Annotated in this window: 12 protein-coding genes and 1 tRNA gene; 6 read left to right on the forward strand and 7 right to left on the reverse strand. The window is 41.8% G+C overall.

Annotation, left to right across the window (positions count from 1 at the left end; all coding sequences use genetic code 11):
• Nucleotides 1-18: 18 nt before the first annotated feature.
• The 4 genes from H8796_RS14410 to H8796_RS14425 all read right to left on the reverse strand — a co-directional run bounded on the left by H8796_RS14410 (nt 19) and on the right by H8796_RS14425 (nt 1,819).
• A complete protein-coding gene (locus H8796_RS14410; protein ID WP_187343817.1) occupies nt 19-726 on the reverse strand; it encodes an aromatic aminobenezylarsenical efflux permease ArsG family transporter in 708 nt (235 codons plus the stop codon).
• A gap of 1 nt (nt 727) precedes the next feature.
• Nucleotides 728-1,171, reverse strand: coding sequence for a nitrophenyl compound nitroreductase subunit ArsF family protein (locus H8796_RS14415; RefSeq protein WP_117935159.1), 444 nt, complete (start codon nt 1,169-1,171; stop codon nt 728-730).
• A 10-nt stretch (nt 1,172-1,181) separates the two neighbouring features.
• Nucleotides 1,182-1,415, reverse strand: a complete 234-nt coding sequence (locus H8796_RS14420) for a thioredoxin family protein (protein WP_117935157.1) — start codon at nt 1,413-1,415, stop codon at nt 1,182-1,184.
• 77 nt (nt 1,416-1,492) lie between these two features.
• Nucleotides 1,493-1,819, reverse strand: a complete 327-nt coding sequence (locus H8796_RS14425; RefSeq protein ID WP_117935155.1) for a helix-turn-helix transcriptional regulator — start codon at nt 1,817-1,819, stop codon at nt 1,493-1,495.
• Nucleotides 1,820-2,227: 408 nt separating this feature from the next.
• On the opposite strand from H8796_RS14425, the gene H8796_RS14430 reads away from it, so the two are divergent.
• From H8796_RS14430 to H8796_RS14445, 4 genes are all read left to right on the forward strand, one after another.
• A complete protein-coding gene (locus H8796_RS14430) occupies nt 2,228-4,219 on the forward strand; it encodes a HAMP domain-containing sensor histidine kinase (RefSeq protein ID WP_158577281.1) in 1,992 nt (663 codons plus the stop codon).
• 73 nt (nt 4,220-4,292) lie between these two features.
• Nucleotides 4,293-4,380 (forward strand) — tRNA-Ser (locus tag H8796_RS14435).
• Nucleotides 4,381-4,542: 162 nt separating this feature from the next.
• Nucleotides 4,543-6,507: an LruC domain-containing protein gene (locus tag H8796_RS14440; RefSeq protein WP_117935151.1), complete on the forward strand. Its 1,965-nt coding sequence runs from the start codon at nt 4,543-4,545 to the stop codon at nt 6,505-6,507.
• Between the two features lie 187 nt (nt 6,508-6,694).
• Complete coding sequence (locus H8796_RS14445) at nt 6,695-8,500, forward strand: response regulator (RefSeq protein WP_233530376.1); 1,806 nt, start codon at nt 6,695-6,697, stop codon at nt 8,498-8,500.
• A gap of 69 nt (nt 8,501-8,569) precedes the next feature.
• On the opposite strand, the gene nuoE is transcribed toward H8796_RS14445, so the two are convergent.
• The 3 genes from nuoE to H8796_RS14460 are packed head-to-tail and all read right to left on the reverse strand — an operon-like array spanning nt 8,570 to nt 12,752.
• Nucleotides 8,570-9,046: an NADH-quinone oxidoreductase subunit NuoE gene (nuoE, locus tag H8796_RS14450; RefSeq protein ID WP_117935149.1), complete on the reverse strand. Its 477-nt coding sequence runs from the start codon at nt 9,044-9,046 to the stop codon at nt 8,570-8,572.
• Nucleotides 9,047-9,065: 19 nt separating this feature from the next.
• Entirely contained in the window at nt 9,066-10,832 is a 1,767-nt protein-coding gene (locus H8796_RS14455) for an NADH-dependent [FeFe] hydrogenase, group A6 (protein ID WP_117935148.1), read from the reverse strand.
• Nucleotides 10,833-10,844: 12 nt separating this feature from the next.
• Entirely contained in the window at nt 10,845-12,752 is a 1,908-nt protein-coding gene (locus H8796_RS14460) for an NADH-quinone oxidoreductase subunit NuoF (protein ID WP_117935146.1), read from the reverse strand.
• Nucleotides 12,753-12,914: 162 nt separating this feature from the next.
• Between H8796_RS14460 and H8796_RS14465 the strand changes: the two genes are divergently transcribed.
• Entirely contained in the window at nt 12,915-15,668 is a 2,754-nt protein-coding gene (locus tag H8796_RS14465; protein ID WP_117935144.1) for a heparinase II/III family protein, read from the forward strand.
• A gap of 241 nt (nt 15,669-15,909) precedes the next feature.
• Entirely contained in the window at nt 15,910-16,455 is a 546-nt protein-coding gene (locus H8796_RS14470) for a DUF3575 domain-containing protein (protein ID WP_117935234.1), read from the forward strand.
• Nucleotides 16,456-16,478: the final 23 nt, after the last annotated feature.

Below are 16,478 nucleotides of genomic sequence, written 5' to 3' on the forward strand. Positions count from 1 at the left end.
GTGATATTAATTGTTTTTTTATAGATAAAAAATGACTGCATAATAAATTCCTACTGCGATAAAGAGAATAGCAACTATTTTACGAAACCATTTCTCAAATACTTGTATTTGGTTATAAAACTTGCCTAATCCGGCAACGCTGTAAGCCAAAATCCATGCGACAAGGATTACGGGCAATCCTGTAGCAATGGCATAAATTACGGGTAAAAGGTAACCGCCTGTTTCTGCTGCTGATAAAGGCATGAGCATACCGAAATAAAACACTCCACTGGTAGGACAAAAAGCAAGGGCGAATAAAATCCCTAATAACATAGCTCCCCAACCGCCTTTCATTTTCCCTTTTAAACGTTCTCCGTCTATATTGATTTTGGGCAGATTGAGTTTTATCAGGTCGAGCATGAATATTCCAATAATGATTAGTATCGGGGCTATCAGCATTTCCCCGTATTTACTTATGGCTTTTTGAACTAAAAACATGCTTGCGCCCTCACGAAGTATAGGAATAAGGATAAAGCCAAGAATGGTATAGGTCACTATTCTGCCAAATGTGTAAAGCAAACCGTTTATAAATATCCGGTGGTGATTGTCTATGTCCTTACTTATAAATCCTATCGCCGTTATATTGGGAGCTAGCGGACAAGGACTGACAGCCGTTAAAATTCCTAATATAAAGGCTGTAATGACAGGGACGGAGCTGTTATCTAATAATGATTGAAGAAAGTTCATTTTATAACTGTTTTAGCAGGTTGTCAATCTTGCTTCTAATTCCCTCTTTAAACTTTTCCGGCTCATTTCTTGCATTGGCGAAACTGAATTCCGTCATATTATTTACATGCTCTTTTCCGTCTTTCCAGCTATTTACAAATAAAGACGACCAGGCAACTTCGTATTTGTCTGTAATCGCTTCATTCTCTTTCTTGGAAATGTCGATCATTTGATAGATGATTTTACGGTTTGCTTTTTCTTTGGAATAAAGGCTATCCAAAAGGGCTACCGTATTGGCTTCTATCGCTCGGCAAGTAATACATCGCTGTGCGCCATGAAAATAAAGAATCTCAATGCGGTTAGATTGCAATTCTTCCGCTTTAATTTCTCCGGTCTTTTTCTTTGAGCCATTTCCACAGGAAATTAAAACCAGTGTTGCGGTCAGTAGATAGAATAACTTTCTCATAGCCTGTTTTTTATTTGGTTATCAGTTCTTTTATTTCTGCCAGGGATAATCTTTTTCCTGCTGATACCACTTTGCCGTCAATAGCCAAAGCCGGAAGATTTAAAATATTATACTCCATGATTTTTAATAAATTTTCTTCTTTGATTAACGTTGCATCGCAATCTAATTCTGAAATTGCCTGCTTGGTGTTTTCATACAATGCTTTACAGCTTGAACATCCGGTTCCTAATACTTTTATTTCCATTTTTCATTCTACTTTAAAGTTAATATAATAATCGTAATTCGTAGAACTACGAACAATATTCCTAAAAAAAGGTGCTGTTATTCACAGCACGATGTATCTTTACATTTGCAGTTTCCTAAGAAAGCGGCAAAAAGTTTTCGGGCAAGTTCCCAATTTTCCCGATTGATGCAGTACCGGACTTTTGGAGTTTCTATTTCTCCTTGAATTAGGCCTGCTTCTTTCAATTCTTTCAAATGCTGCGAAACTGTTGCTTTTGCAATAGGTAGTTCTTCGTGAATATCACCGAAGAAACAACTCTCTTGTTTTGCTAAAAAAGCAAGAATTGCCATTCGTGCCGGGTGTCCCATTGCTTTGGCAAAACGGGCAACCTGTTCCTGCTCTGTTGTGTATTGCTTTTCTTTCACTTCAATTCTCCTTTCTTGTTAGTTGTTCGCAAAACTACGAACGTTTTTGTAGATAACAAAATAAAATAGATTTTTTTTCGATTGAACACAGGGTACGAGTGTATGTATACTTGTGTCTACGTTGAAATATCTATATTTAGGTATTTGCGTAATTCAAAAATGTATTTCTCCATTAAGATTATTGTAGGAATTATGCAAGTTGTTGATTTGCAGGATTTTTATCGTCTGTAAGTTTATCTCTCAATGATAGTCGGAAATATTTCGTATGATAAAAGTATCTTGGATGGATGGTAATCTAAATAAAATGTATATTTTTGCTGCTTTATATTTAATTGGAAAGTAATGAGGTATATTTTGCTTTTCTTCGTCATATTTCTTTTGCCGCTTTCTCTTCAGTCTAAAGAGAATATGGCAGATAGTTTGAAGACCTTGTTTATTCATGCACAAACACAGCAAGAACGGATGGAAAGGTGTCTCAACCTTGATAATTATTACAGAAATTATCTCTTGAAAGATTCTATTCCGCTGACTCGCATCTTGTTTGACGAGGGAGTGAAGGCAAAAAATGAATATATCATAGCTGATGCTCTGCGTAAACTTATCATGAATATCAACAGGAAAGAGCGTGTGTTGACGAATGACTCTGTGATTTACTACCTCAAGCTTGCTGACAAATACCTGACCGGTGAACGAAAGAAGAGCTTTATAACGGAGGTGCATTTGAAGAATATTCGTTCGATAGTCGATTGGACGGACAATGAAGGCCAAACGATTGAATATTTGACAAAGATGTATACTGATCCCGAAGAAAATCAGGAGGACATCTATTTTCAGATAGAACGCAATTATGCTTTAGGCATGGCGACGACGCTGACTATTTCTGAAACCAGAATTGAAAATTATAAGAATGCCTCCCGTTATTTCGACCGTGTGTTTGAATTATTATTGAAACTGTCTGTGGAGCATGCGGCGGAATTACTGTTCTGGGCCAATGATAATATCTATCTTGCTTATCTTAATTCACACGAAGGACCTAAAACAGTAGCTTTTCTGGAGAAAATGATGGATATCCTGGAACACTATAGAGAAATGCCGGAAGTAAAAAAGGATATCTATCAGAATTTCGAATACGTTTATTCATTGTATTATATGGGGATCGCTCATTTTCCGTCATTAGTGGGATATGAGAAAGCGTATCACTGTCTGGAAAAGACGGATGAAATGCTTCGGAAAAGGGGGGAGCTGTTGACATTGTATTTTGCTTATGAAGGCTTTTATGAAGATGCTGGCAATTACAGAATGGCAATTGCTTATAAGGATTCGGTTATCAATACCATGGGGAATGAAAATACTGCAATCGTATTGGCGGTTACATCCAGCATGTATAAGGAACAGGCCAAATGCTATGCGCGCCTGCATGACTATAAGAATGCATACGAGCGGATGGAAGTCTATGATTCATTGCGGGAGAAAGTGGTGGATGCAGAATCCAGTGAACTGCGGGCGGAAATGGATACCCGTTATGATCTGAATCATCTGGAGCTGGAAAAGGAACGCTTGACTTCGCGAAATCGGCAGATCGGTTTCCTTTCTATAAGTTTTGTACTTCTTTTATCTATCGTTTGGGGAATCAGCCAACGTATTCATCTGAATAAGTTGAAGCGGATGCAAAAGGAATTGCTGGAATCCAATGAGGAAGTACTCCGGCAGAGCGAAAAGGCGCAGGAAAGCGAGAAGATGAAAACTGCTTTTATCAATTCCATGTGCCATGAAATTCGTACACCGCTGAATGCAATCAACGGTTTTAGTAATTTGCTGCTGGATGAAACGATAGATGCCGAATGTAAAGTGGAATTTCCGGAGTTGATTCAACAGAATACGGATTTGTTGACTCGTCTGTTGAACGATTTGCTGGAAGTTTCCAATTTGAGTAGTTCGGTGGAAGAGCTTCCGATGGAGAAGGCGGATATTTGTTCTATCTGTGTGCAGGAAATGGATAGGCTGCAGACAGGAGAGGGGAAAGCAAGCATTCACTACTGTTTGGATGTGGATAATGGTGATTGTAATATCCGCACGAATATTCCTTATTTGTCGCAAACCCTTGCTCATCTGTTGAATAATGCCAATAAGTTTACCGAAAGCGGGGAAATTAAGTTGAGCTGTCACAGGGAGGGAGAGCAGCTTGTAATCAAAGTGACCGATACTGGTATTGGCATTCCGGAAGAAAAACAGGAATGGGTTTTTGATCGTTTCACCAAACTCGATGAATTTAAACCGGGAGCAGGACTTGGGCTTTATATTTGCCGACTAATTGTCAGGCGCTTGGGAGGGACAATAAATATTGACCGTGAATACACGGGAGGTACTCGCTTTGTACTTGTATTTCCAGTGAAAAATTAGCTTTTTTAAGGAAAAGGCGAAAAAGTATTTGGATATATCAGAAAGATGTCTTACTTTCGCGCTCCGAAAACGAGGAGAGATGCTCGAGTGGTTGAAGAGGCACGCCTGGAAAGCGTGTATACGCCAAAAGTGTATCGCGGGTTCGAATCCCGCTCTCTCCGCAGTTTTTAATATACATTCCTTTCTGAAGCTCTCTTTTTTAGTTAAATATTTCTATTGCCACTAAAAATACTTGTTTTATTTTTGTAATAGTTGCAAATTTAGATTATGTTTGCATCGAGATTTTCTAAACTCAATTACTTACACATTAACAAACAAACATTATGAACTTATTGAGAGGGATTACCCGGGGGACTACCCTATTGTTATTACTGGGCGTTATTGCAAGTTGCGCAGAGAAAGATTTGTATAACAGTGACGAAGATTCACGGAAGTCTAAATTACCATCCGAAGATTCTTATTTTGGTTTTCAATTGAGAGGAAATATTCCACTCAATGTAGATTATGCTGCTTCAGGTTTTGTAGCTAATGTAGAAGTGTATGCCGAAGATCCGGTAGATGCTTCAGGCAAATTGAAAGAGGGGATATCGCCTATTTATAAGACTTTTATAAAAGATGGTAAAATCTCGTCTACTATGTATGTGCCTACTGCTGTGAAAGAAGCGTATCTGTATACAAATCGTATGGGATTGCCTCACTCTGTGAAATTGACAGGTAGCGCAAGTGGCTTTTCGTATGATGCTAATAAGGCAACAGGTTCTAAAACTCGTGCAGCTGCCGCAGCTGGAGTGCTAAATGATCAAATACCTTATCAATTAGGACCTGCAGGTCGTGGAGATAATATGTATTCTTTGTGTACTTGGAATGGTAATGGATATCCGACGACCGCCAATTATTTGTCTAAAACGTCTTATGATATGGATGGATTGACTTCTCGCGTGCAAGCTTATTTAGCAAACAATAGAGCTGCAAATGGCGGGAAGAATGAAAATCTTCGTATTGATGCCGATAAGTTGAATATTACTATTCCTGTTGGTGTTACTGGTGGTAGTGCAAAGGTTGAAGTTTCTTTTGTAGATGAAAATGGAGCCTTCCAGAATGTTTTTGGATATTATTATTATAAGACAAATTCTGCTCCTACTACTCGCAATGATTTTTGGGGAATGAAGAAATATGTGATTTTCCCTAATGCAGGTTATAGAAGCTATGGCTTAAAATGTGGTGATACTGCCAAACTTCTTTTCTTTGGTGAAGATGGTAAGGCTGCTCCGACAGAAGATTTTCCGGGCGGATATACTATTGGTTGGTTCCTGTTGAGTAATGCTGCTCCTTGGGTGAGCGATAATGGGGATAATATCAAGAAAGTAAATGACCTTTATACACAATATCATACTCAATCTACAAGAAATATCTGTTTGTCGAATGAAAGTGGCGATGATCGTCAGTTCATAACTCTGTATGACACCAAATCTAAATTATTAGTAGTAGGTGTAGAAGATGAGTTTGGCGCTACTAAAGGTGATAATGATTTTGACGACGTAATGTTCTGTGTGAAAACTACGCCTGAAATTACTGGTGACGACCGTCCTATTATTCCTGATGAAACTCCTGAAGTAAAACCTGAAACAGAAACAATCGTAGGTACTTTGGCTTTTGAAGATAATTGGCCTAAAGCTGGCGACTATGATATGAATGACGTGATAATAGAATATAAGCGTGCCATAACCTACGATAAAGATAATAAGGCTATTAAAGTGGAAGAAAGTTTCACTCCGAAGCAGAAAGATAATGCTGCTATTTATGACAATGTGTTCGCTTATCAGGTAGATAATATGGGAACTGTAACTTTACCTGTAGGATGTGAAATTGAAAACGGATCACGTTCTATCGTTATTACTAAAGGGGTGAAATATTTGCAAAACCAGACATTTACTATTACTCGTGAATTTGGCTCATCTATTGATAAAGATAAAGTGAAAACAGACTTCAATCCTTATGCGATTATAAAAGGAATCCGTGGAACCGGACGTGCAGAAGTACATTTGCCGAAAAAGTCACCGACTGATTTGATCGATAGAAGTAAATTGTATTCCGAGAGTGATGCTTACTTTATTGACAAGGATGGTAAATATCCATTTGCAATAGATATTCCAATAGTAGGATTTATACCGGCTGACGAAACAAAGCAAATAGATTCGGCTGGACAATATCCGTCATTCAAGACTTGGGTTAACTCCAATGGATCACAAGCTGCAGATTGGTATCTTAAAGATAAAGGTGCTAAGTAGCAATTTCGATTTGAACTAAAATAAAAAAGGGGATGTAGGGTTTAGGGTGTACATTCCCTTTTTTAGGCTTAACAATATAAATATGCAAAACAAGATTCTCTCGCTTATTCCTGAATACTTATCATAGGGAGTTGTTTTTTACGATAAAGATGGATATCTGAAATATGCCAATAATGTAGCATTAAACATGTTCAGCACAACTATGGAGCAGGTTCTTGATATCAATATCTTCGACGATCCGAACATCACCGCAGAAGATAAGGCTGAACTAAAAAAGGGGGTTAATGTGTCTTTTGAGACCGATTATGATTTTGATCTCTGTGGAGAGACCTTTTTTAATACGGGAATAAGAGGAGCCAGAAAGTATTTTGTTACTAAGGTAGCAATCATGCGGAGTGAAGCGGGAGATGTGCAGGGCTATTTATTAACTTGTGAAGACGTCACAGAAAAGAAAGAGCAGGAAAGGAAAATAAAGTCCGTGCAGAAGGAACTGGCATTGGCTTTGAATGCCGGAAAGTTGACGTCATGGAATTACCGTCTGGAAGATAGTATGTTCTATAAGTTTGATTATTATATTGAAAATATAGAGAAACGTTCGCTTGAATTTATCCGTAAGAGGATTCATCCGGAAGAAAGGGAGCGTTTTGAAACACTCTTGAATGCTATTATTCGTAAGGAAGAATTTCTTACTAACAGTATTGTTCTGCGAATCAAGGAGGATGGAGAAGAGGATTATCGCTACTGTAATTTCACTTACTGTCCGAAAGAGGATGAAGCAGGACGTGTTGTTGTGATTACTTTTATTCAACAGGATATCACTGAAGATATCATTTATCAACAGAATCTGATTCTGGCAAAGAACAGGGCGGAAGAAGCGGATAAGCTCAAATCTACTTTTCTTGCTAATATGAGCCATGAAATCCGCACTCCTCTTAATGCGATAGTCGGGTTTTCAGAGCTTTTGTCTGATACGGACGAGCCGTCAGAAAAAAATGAATATAAACAGTTGATAGAAACGAATAGTGATATTCTTTTGCGATTGATTGGTGATATTCTGGATCTGTCAAAGATAGAGGCAGGCTCTATTGATATCAAACGTCAGGATCTGGATTTATTGCAGTTGTGCAATGAATTATACCTCTCTTTCCAGCAGCGTATTAAGAATCCTGCTGTAACATTGAAATTGATAAATCCTTATTCAAAGTGTATAGCGGAATTCGACAAATATCGTTTTATCCAAATATTTACCAACTTTGTGACGAATGCCATTAAATATACGCCTAGTGGTGAAATCGTGATGGGGTATGAATGTGAACCGGGAAAGGTCAGATTATATGTAAAAGACACAGGTATCGGCATCCCTGACAAGAAAAAAAATCGTATCTTTAGTAGATTTGAGAAATTGGACAACTTCGCACAGGGTACTGGTCTGGGGCTTTCTATTTGTAAAGCGATTGCAGATGCTACAAATGGTGAAGTTGGTTTCGAGTCTGAAGAAAATGTCGGTTCGGAATTTTGGTATATTGCTTATATAAAAGTGGAGTATACAGAGAAAACCGGACTGGAAGAGGTGGAAGTAGAGGAAGATATATCGGAACAAGACTTTAGTGTCTTCTCCGAAAGACTGGGACAGTTGAATATTCTTGTAGCGGAAGATATTGACAGTAACTTTCAGTTGGTAAAGAAAATATTAAAAGATAATGATCTGGATCGTGCTATTACCGGAGCCGAAGCATTGGAAAAGGCGCGTAACAATTCTTACGATCTTATTTTTATGGATATGAGAATGCCTGTTATGGATGGTTTGGAAGCCACTTTCCTGATACGGCAATTTGATGAGAATATTCCGATTATAGCTCTTACAGCTAATGCTTTCGATTCGGACAAAGAAGCGGCATTCGCAGTAGGATGCAATCATTTTATGACGAAACCTCTGAAAAAGAAAGAATTGATGAAATTACTTTCTGATTTTGTAGAAGAAAGGACTTTCTAGTCAATATATGGGGTAGGTAGAAAAAAGACAGCCTGCAAGATGTGGGGAACTTGCAGGCTTTTTTTGTTTCTATTCCAATTCTTCAATAATCTTCTTTACATCTACCGGTTGCAGTCGTCCGTACACCTTTTCGCCGATCATCACTACCGGAGCCAGTCCGCAGGCACCTACACAACGCAGACAGTCTAATGAGAACTTTCCGTCCGGGGTGGTATCACCGACTTCGATACCCAATACACGTTTGAACTCTTCCAGTAGCTTTTCAGAACCACGTACATAACAAGCTGTACCCATGCAGACAGAGATGGGATGTTTTCCTTTAGGAGTCATGGTAAAGAAAGTATAGAAAGTGACGACACCATACACTTTCGATACGGGAATTCCGAGTTTGGAAGCGATAATCCGTTGTGTTTCCTCGGGTAGATACCCTTGCAGATGCTGTGCCTCGTGCAAAATATTGATAAGTTCGCCCGGGTTGTTTCCATGCTTGTCGCAGATCGTTTTGATTTGCTCTGCCATGTCACAGGCTAGTTTGATATCTGACATAATACTCTTCATTTAAAAGTTAATCAATCGCTTTGTTGAAATAATGCGTATGCAGGAGAGTTTCCGATTTCTCACCCAGCGGTTTGCCGAGATAATCCTCGTATAATGTCTTGATATACGGATTCTCGTGCGATTTGCGCAAAGGTTTGTTGGCGTCTTCGCGGTAAAGTGCGTTAGCGCGTGCATAGAGTATTTCCGAGTTGCCGTGATGCAAAGGTTGCCCGCCGCCACCGATACAGCCTCCGGGGCAAGCCATAATTTCGATTACATGATATTCGTTGTGCCCGTTCCGTATATCTTCCAGTAGATGACGAGCGTTGCCTAGTCCGTGTGCGATGCCTACTTTTAATTCAAATCCGTTTAGGTTAATAGTAGCACGACGAACACCGCTTAGTCCGCGTACTTGTTCGAAATTTACATTTTTCAGAGGTTCTCCGGTATAGATTTCATAGACAGAACGGAGAGCGGCTTCCATTACGCCACCTGTTGTTCCGAAAATGACACCGGCACCTGTCGATTCACCCATCGGGTTGTCGAATGGACTGTCCAGTACGAGAGGGAAGCCGATATTGGCACGTTTAATCAGCCGTGCCAGTTCACGGGTGGATATGGAATAATCCACATCGGGGATACCGTTCACTTTGAATTCATCACGGGCACATTCGTACTTTTTAGCCAGACAAGGCATGATAGATACGACAACCAGCTTTTCTCTGGGTATGCCCATTTTCTCCGCCCAATAGGATTTGGCAATGGAACCGAACATCTGTTGTGGGGAACGGGCGGTGGACGGAATGTCCAGCATGTCCGGGAAATGATGTTCGAAGAAGTTGACCCATGCCGGACAGCAGGAGGTCAGGATAGGTAACCGCACGGATTTATCTCCGTTGAGATAACGTGTCAGGCGGTTCAGAATTTCGGAACCCTCTTCCATAATGGTAAGGTCCGCTGCAAAATCAGTATCGAATACATAGTCGAATCCCAGTTCGCGAAGCGCGTACACCATTTTTCCGGTTACCAGAGTGCCGGGAGGAAATCCGAATTCTTCACCTAGGGCAGCCCGTACGGCAGGTGCGGTCTGCACAATCACTACTTTGTCCGGATTAGCCAGATCGTCGAGCAGACGGTTGGTGTAGTCACGTTCTGTTAATGCGCCTACGGGACAGACAGCCACACACTGACCGCAGTAAGTACATTCACTTTCCGTCATCATTCGGTCAAAGGCAGGAGCGATGGTTGTATTGAATCCGCGACGGATGGCGCCCAATGCTCCGACCGTCTGTACATCATTGCAAACACTTTCACAACGGCGACAGAAAATACATTTATCCATATTACGGACGATAGAAGCGGTAATTTCCCGTTTGCGGGGGGACAGCTCACCGCCATTGAAAGGCATTTCGCGAATGTTGAAACGCAGTGCTAACGTTTGGAGTTCGCAGTTGCCGCATTTAGGGCAAGTGAGGCAGTCATTGGGATGATCCGAAAGGATCAGTTCAGCCACCACTTTGCGAGCGTTCATTACGCGCAGGGTACTGGTTTTTACTACCATGCCCTCCGTGCAACGGGTAGCGCAGGCAGGAGCCAGGTTGCGTCGTCCCATCACTTCAACCACACAAATACGGCAGGAAGCCGGATTATTTTTTATACAGGTTCCTTTCAGGTCGATATGACACAGCGTAGGTATATTGATACCGATTTTGATAGCGGCCTCAAGAATGGTGCTTCCCTCGGGCACAGTGATGAAATGACCGTCTATCTGGAGAGTAATTTGTTTTTCTTCCATAGTAAATAGATTTTAGCAGACAAGAATAGCATTGAATTTGCAGCGTGCCATGCACATGCCGCACTTGATACATTTATCAGGATTGATTACATGCGGTTTTCGCACTAAGCCGCCGATTGCATCAGCCGGACAGTTTTTGGCGCATAAATGACAACCGATGCAATGCTCCGGATTAATCGTATAAGTCAGCAGTGATTTACATTGCTTGGCGCGACAGGTTTTATCCCGCACATGCTCCACGTATTCATCATAGAAATTGTCCAGTGTTGATAGAACAGGATTCGGAGAAGTCTGCCCTAATCCGCAGAGGGCGGTATCCTTAATCACTTGCCCCAAAGTGGCAAGGGTATCCAAGTCTTTTTCCGTGCCTCTTCCTTCTGTTATCTTGTTCAGTAGCTCCAATAGACGTTTGTTGCCGATACGGCAAGGCGTACATTTTCCACAAGATTCTTCAACAGTGAAATCGAGGTAGAAACGGGCCACGGATACCATGCAATCATCCTCATCCATGACAATCATACCTCCCGAACCCATCATGGAGCCGGCAGCCAAAAGATTGTCGAAGTCAATAGGCGTATCCAGATGCTTCTCTGTCAGACAGCCGCCCGAAGGTCCGCCTGTCTGCACAGCCTTGAACCTCTTTCCGCCTTTGATACCACCGCCGATTTCATAGATTACTTCACGGAGAGTAGTTCCCATCGGCACCTCAATCAGACCGACATTATTTATTTTTCCTGCAAGGGCGAATACTTTCGTTCCTTTGGAGCGCTCCGTTCCGATGGCTGCAAACCAGTCGGCACCTTTCGTCAGAATGATGGGGATATTGGCAAGTGTCTCTACATTGTTAACATTGGTAGGCTTGCCCAAATAACCAGATTCGGCGGGGAAAGGTGGTTTGAGGGTTGGTTCGCCTCGTTTTCCTTCCATAGAGTGAATCAGGGCGGTTTCTTCTCCGCAGACGAATGCACCTGCCCCATATCGTATTTCTATATCGAAACAAAAATCAGTCCCCAAGATATGATCTCCCAGCAACCCATATTGGCGTGCCTGATCGATAGCGATTTTCAGACGGTTGATAGCCAACGGATATTCGGCACGGATATACACCAATCCTTTGGAAGAACCGATAGAATAACCGCAGACACACATCGCTTCTACGATCGAATGAGGGTCTCCCTCCATGATGGAACGGTCCATAAACGCACCCGGGTCTCCCTCATCGGCATTACAAACCACATATTTGACGTCTGATTTCTGTTTATGGGCAAACTCCCATTTCAATCCGGTAGGAAAACCGCCACCGCCGCGTCCACGCAAACCGGACTGTTTGATAATATCAATCACATCCATCGGTTGTTTGTTGAGCAGGCAATCGGCTAATGCGAAGTACCCCTCTCGGGCGACATATTCTTCGATGTTTTCGGGATCAATAAAACCACAGTTACGCAGGGCGATACGGAGTTGTTTCCGATAGAAATCCATGTGTTTGGAGTCACTGACAGTCTGTTCCGTTTTGGGATCTATGTATAGCAGCCTTTCTATTTTCCGGCCGCCGATGATATGTTCGGTGATGATGTCTTCCGCATCTTCAGGAGTGACCTGTGTGTAGAATGTATTGTCGGGAATGATTTTCACAATGGGACCTTTTTCGCAGAAGCCGAAGCAGCCCACTGTGATGACTTCTACCTTGTCGGCAATGCCGTTCTTTTCGATGGCTGTCCGGAGATGTTCCGTAATGCCTTGACTGGAAGAGGCTTTGCACCCTGTACCACCGCAGATAAGAATCTGAAGATGCTGTGCGCCGGACGCCAGTCCGCAGCACTTTTCAGTCACTTTTTCATTACTCTCTTCACGTAATGAAAGTTTGTGTTCTGCTCTCTTCCTGATTGTAGCCAAATCATGGATAGATAAGATTTTCATAAGTATCAGAATTGTTAGTAGGTTTTTTGCAAATATAATTCTTTGTTTGGAATAACAGCGTAGTCTCATACAAATAAAACTGATCTTCGACGGAGGATTTAGGTAAATAAATCTCTATCTTCGTATTTAATAGGTATCAAACCTAAAAAAGAAAATTGAAGTATGAGACGAATTTTACTGGGACTGTGTTTTCTATCCTTTCTGAACAGCGCATCCGGACAAGAGATTCCTTTGCCGGAAACGATGCCACAGGCACATCCGCGAGTACTGACTACTCCGGCGGGAAAGCAGGAAACATGGAAGCTGATTAAAAAAGAAGAATGGGCGAAAGATGTTTTCAATAAATTGAAGGAACGGACGGAAGTATATACGAACCTGACGGATGCTCAACCGTCGTGGTTGCTGTCTCGTTTGGCAATGTACTGGAAGTCTCATGCCACGGAAGTATATGTGAAAGGTGAAACGTTCGACCATGCAGGTGGTGAAAAAGCTCCTTATCCCACTGTGCGCTACACTGGAACCCGTGGCACGGCTGCTACCCACGGCCGTCCCAAATTGGCGGATGTCGTTCCTTATGATGATGAGGACGGGAATGTCACTTTCTGCAATAATGCACTTCCCGACCGTCCTATGGAGAGTGTACACCCATCCAAAACAGGCCGGAATATTGAAAGCCTGAACTGCGAAATCCTGGGAATTGCGCGTGATGCCGCTTTCCTTTATTGGATGACGGATGAAGAGAAATTCGCCAAACTTGCCGCAGGGGTCTTTGATACATATATGACAGGCATTTATTATAGAAACGTGCCCATCGACCTGAATCACGGCCATCAGCAAACATTGGTAGGATTGACTTCTTTCGAAGTAATCCATGAAGATGCACTCCATATCGCTGTCCCTTTATATGATTTTCTATATAATTACCTAAAGGTCAATTATCCGGATAAAATGGAAATCTACGCCGGAGCTTTTAAGAAATGGGCGGATAATATCATTGCGAACGGTGTACCTCATAATAATTGGAATTTGCTACAGGCACGGTTTATTATGAATGTCGGATTGGTATTGGAAGACAATAAGGAATATGCCGACGGAAAAGGACGTGAATATTATATCGACTATGTGATGAACCGTTCCAGCATCCGCCAGTGGAGTCTGACGCGATTGGCGGATTATGGTTTCGATATAAATACGGGAATTTGGGCAGAGTGTCCCGGATATAGCAGTGTGGTAATCAATGATTATGCCAATTTCGTGAATCAGTTTGATACGAATCTACAATATGATTTGGTGAAAGCAATGCCTGTATTGTCGAAAGCGGTAGCAACCACTCCCCAATATCTGTTTCCCAACCGTATGATTTGTGGCTTTGGAGATACGCATCCGGGATATTTGAGTACGAATTTCTTTATCCGTATGATACAGAATGCACAGGCGAACGGGAAGAAAGAACAGGAAAACTATTTCACGGCTTTACTGAAATGCCTGAACCCGGATGTGGGAAATGATAAAACAGAAAAGAAGAATGTGCGTGTATCTGTCAATTCTTTCTTTGAAGATAAACCGCTGACACTAAATCCCAAAGTGCAGCCGGGAAAGATAGAAGATTATGTTTCTCCTTTGTTTTATGCTCCCAATGTGTCATGGCTGGTACAGCGCAACGGTATGCATCCGCGCAACAGTTTGATGATTTCGTTGAATGGCAGTGAAGGGAACCACATGCATGCTAACGGCATTTCGATGGAACTTTATGGGAAAGGATACGTACTGGGCCCGGATGCAGGTATCGGTCTTTTCCTGTACAGCGGACTGGATTATGCGGAATATTATTCTCAATTCCCCAGTCATAATACAGTTTGTGTGGATGGAATATCGAGCTATCCGGTGATGAAAAGTAATCATTCTTTTGATTTACTTTCCTGTTTCCCGGCATCAGCAGAACCGGGCAAAGCATTTACATCCATTACTTACAGTAACCTTTATTTCCGTGAACCGGAAAGCAGAGCGGATCAGACCCGTATGATGAGTATTGTCACTACCGGGGCGGAGACGGGGTATTATGTCGATGTATTTCGCAGCCGAAAAGAGAAAGGAGGCGATAAGATGCACGATTACTTCTACCACAACCTTGGGCAGACTTTGACATTGACGGCAACAGATGGTAGCGACCTGAATCTCCAGCCTACGGAAGAACTCGCCTTTGCAGGCGCACATCTTTACGCTTATTCCTATTTATATGATAAGAAAGTGGCTGCGACCAATAAGGATGTCAAGGCAACTTTCACCATAGATATGAAAGATAAGGATGGCGATGATATATACATGAATCTTTGGATGAAAGGCGAACCGGATCGTGAAGTCTTTACGGCCTTGGCGCCAATGACCGAAGGGTTAAGCCGTACGCCGAATATGCCCTATCATATAAAGGAGCAGCCGACGCTGACATTTGTTGCCCGTCAGCATGGAGAAGCATGGAATCGTCCTTTTGTTTCGATATATGAACCGAGTACGAAAAAGGAACCGTCTGCTATTCAGTCCGTCTCTTACTTTGATGCAGAAGGAGCAGGTTTAGAAGATTTTGCCGGAATCTGTGTGAAAAGCAAAAACGGACGTATAGATCATATCTTCTCTCTATCCGATGCCGCACAAACCGCTACTTATCAGGGAATGAAAGTGAAAGCGGATTATGCTGTTATCAGCAATGAATATGCAGGAAACCGGACGTTGTTTTTAGGGAATGGAACCCAATTGGTTGCATCCGGGGTAATGATTCAGACCGACAATGCCGCTAATGTATTGCTCGAAAAGAAAGAAGGGAAATGGTATATTATTTCTTCTGCTCCCTGTACGGTTGTTATCGGCGATAAGAAGATTAAATCCGATGCTGCGTCGGAGCCTATGTTGTTGCGTATCTGATGTTTCATTTGTAATAAAGAAAAATTGTATATCTTATCCGTAGTATGGTATATTATGGCCTAAGATGGAAATTGTTGCAATAAAAAACAAAAAAAGCGTGTTTAAACGTTTTTAATACTATATTTTTTCTAATTTTGTGGCTTTCTGTCCAAGTAGTATATAAAATGGACAGTAAGCCCTTTTTTTGTGGGTAAATATTTAGTGGGAAATATTTAGTGGGAAATAAATTATGGTATATGTGATGAGAAATGGTCGCAGGGTAATAGCTGCGTTATCATTTCTGTTATTATGTTGTGGTGTACATGTGCACGCACAACGGGTGGCTGTAAAGACAAATGCATTGGGTTGGCTGACCGTCAGTCCGAATGTAGAAGCAGAATTTGTATTGGGTAGTCATGTCTCCTTAAACATGGGGATTGCTGCGAACCCAATCAGTACAGACAACTTTAAAACGACTTTCACGCATTTTCAGCCTGAAGTTCGTTACTGGCTAAATCGTCCGATGGTGAGTCATTTTCTTGGAATCACCGCTTTCGTGAATAATTTTGATATGATGGTAAAAGATGTGCATCACAAAGGCGATGCATACGCCGCCGGTTTGACCTATGGATACGCATGGGTGCTGGGCGATCATTGGAACATCGAAGCAACTGCCGGAGTGGGTGTGTTGCGCTACCGTCAGTTTAAGTATGATAAAGGTACTCCGAAACCGGGTGCGGTCAACGATAGTAAGACCACCATTGCACCTGTCAAACTGGGGGTATCCTTTGTTTATATTATTCGATAACGAACATTAGCTAGTCAGAAAAG

The organism is Bacteroides sp. M10 (assembly GCF_014334015.1).
GTDB lineage: Bacteria > Bacteroidota > Bacteroidia > Bacteroidales > Bacteroidaceae > Bacteroides > Bacteroides intestinigallinarum.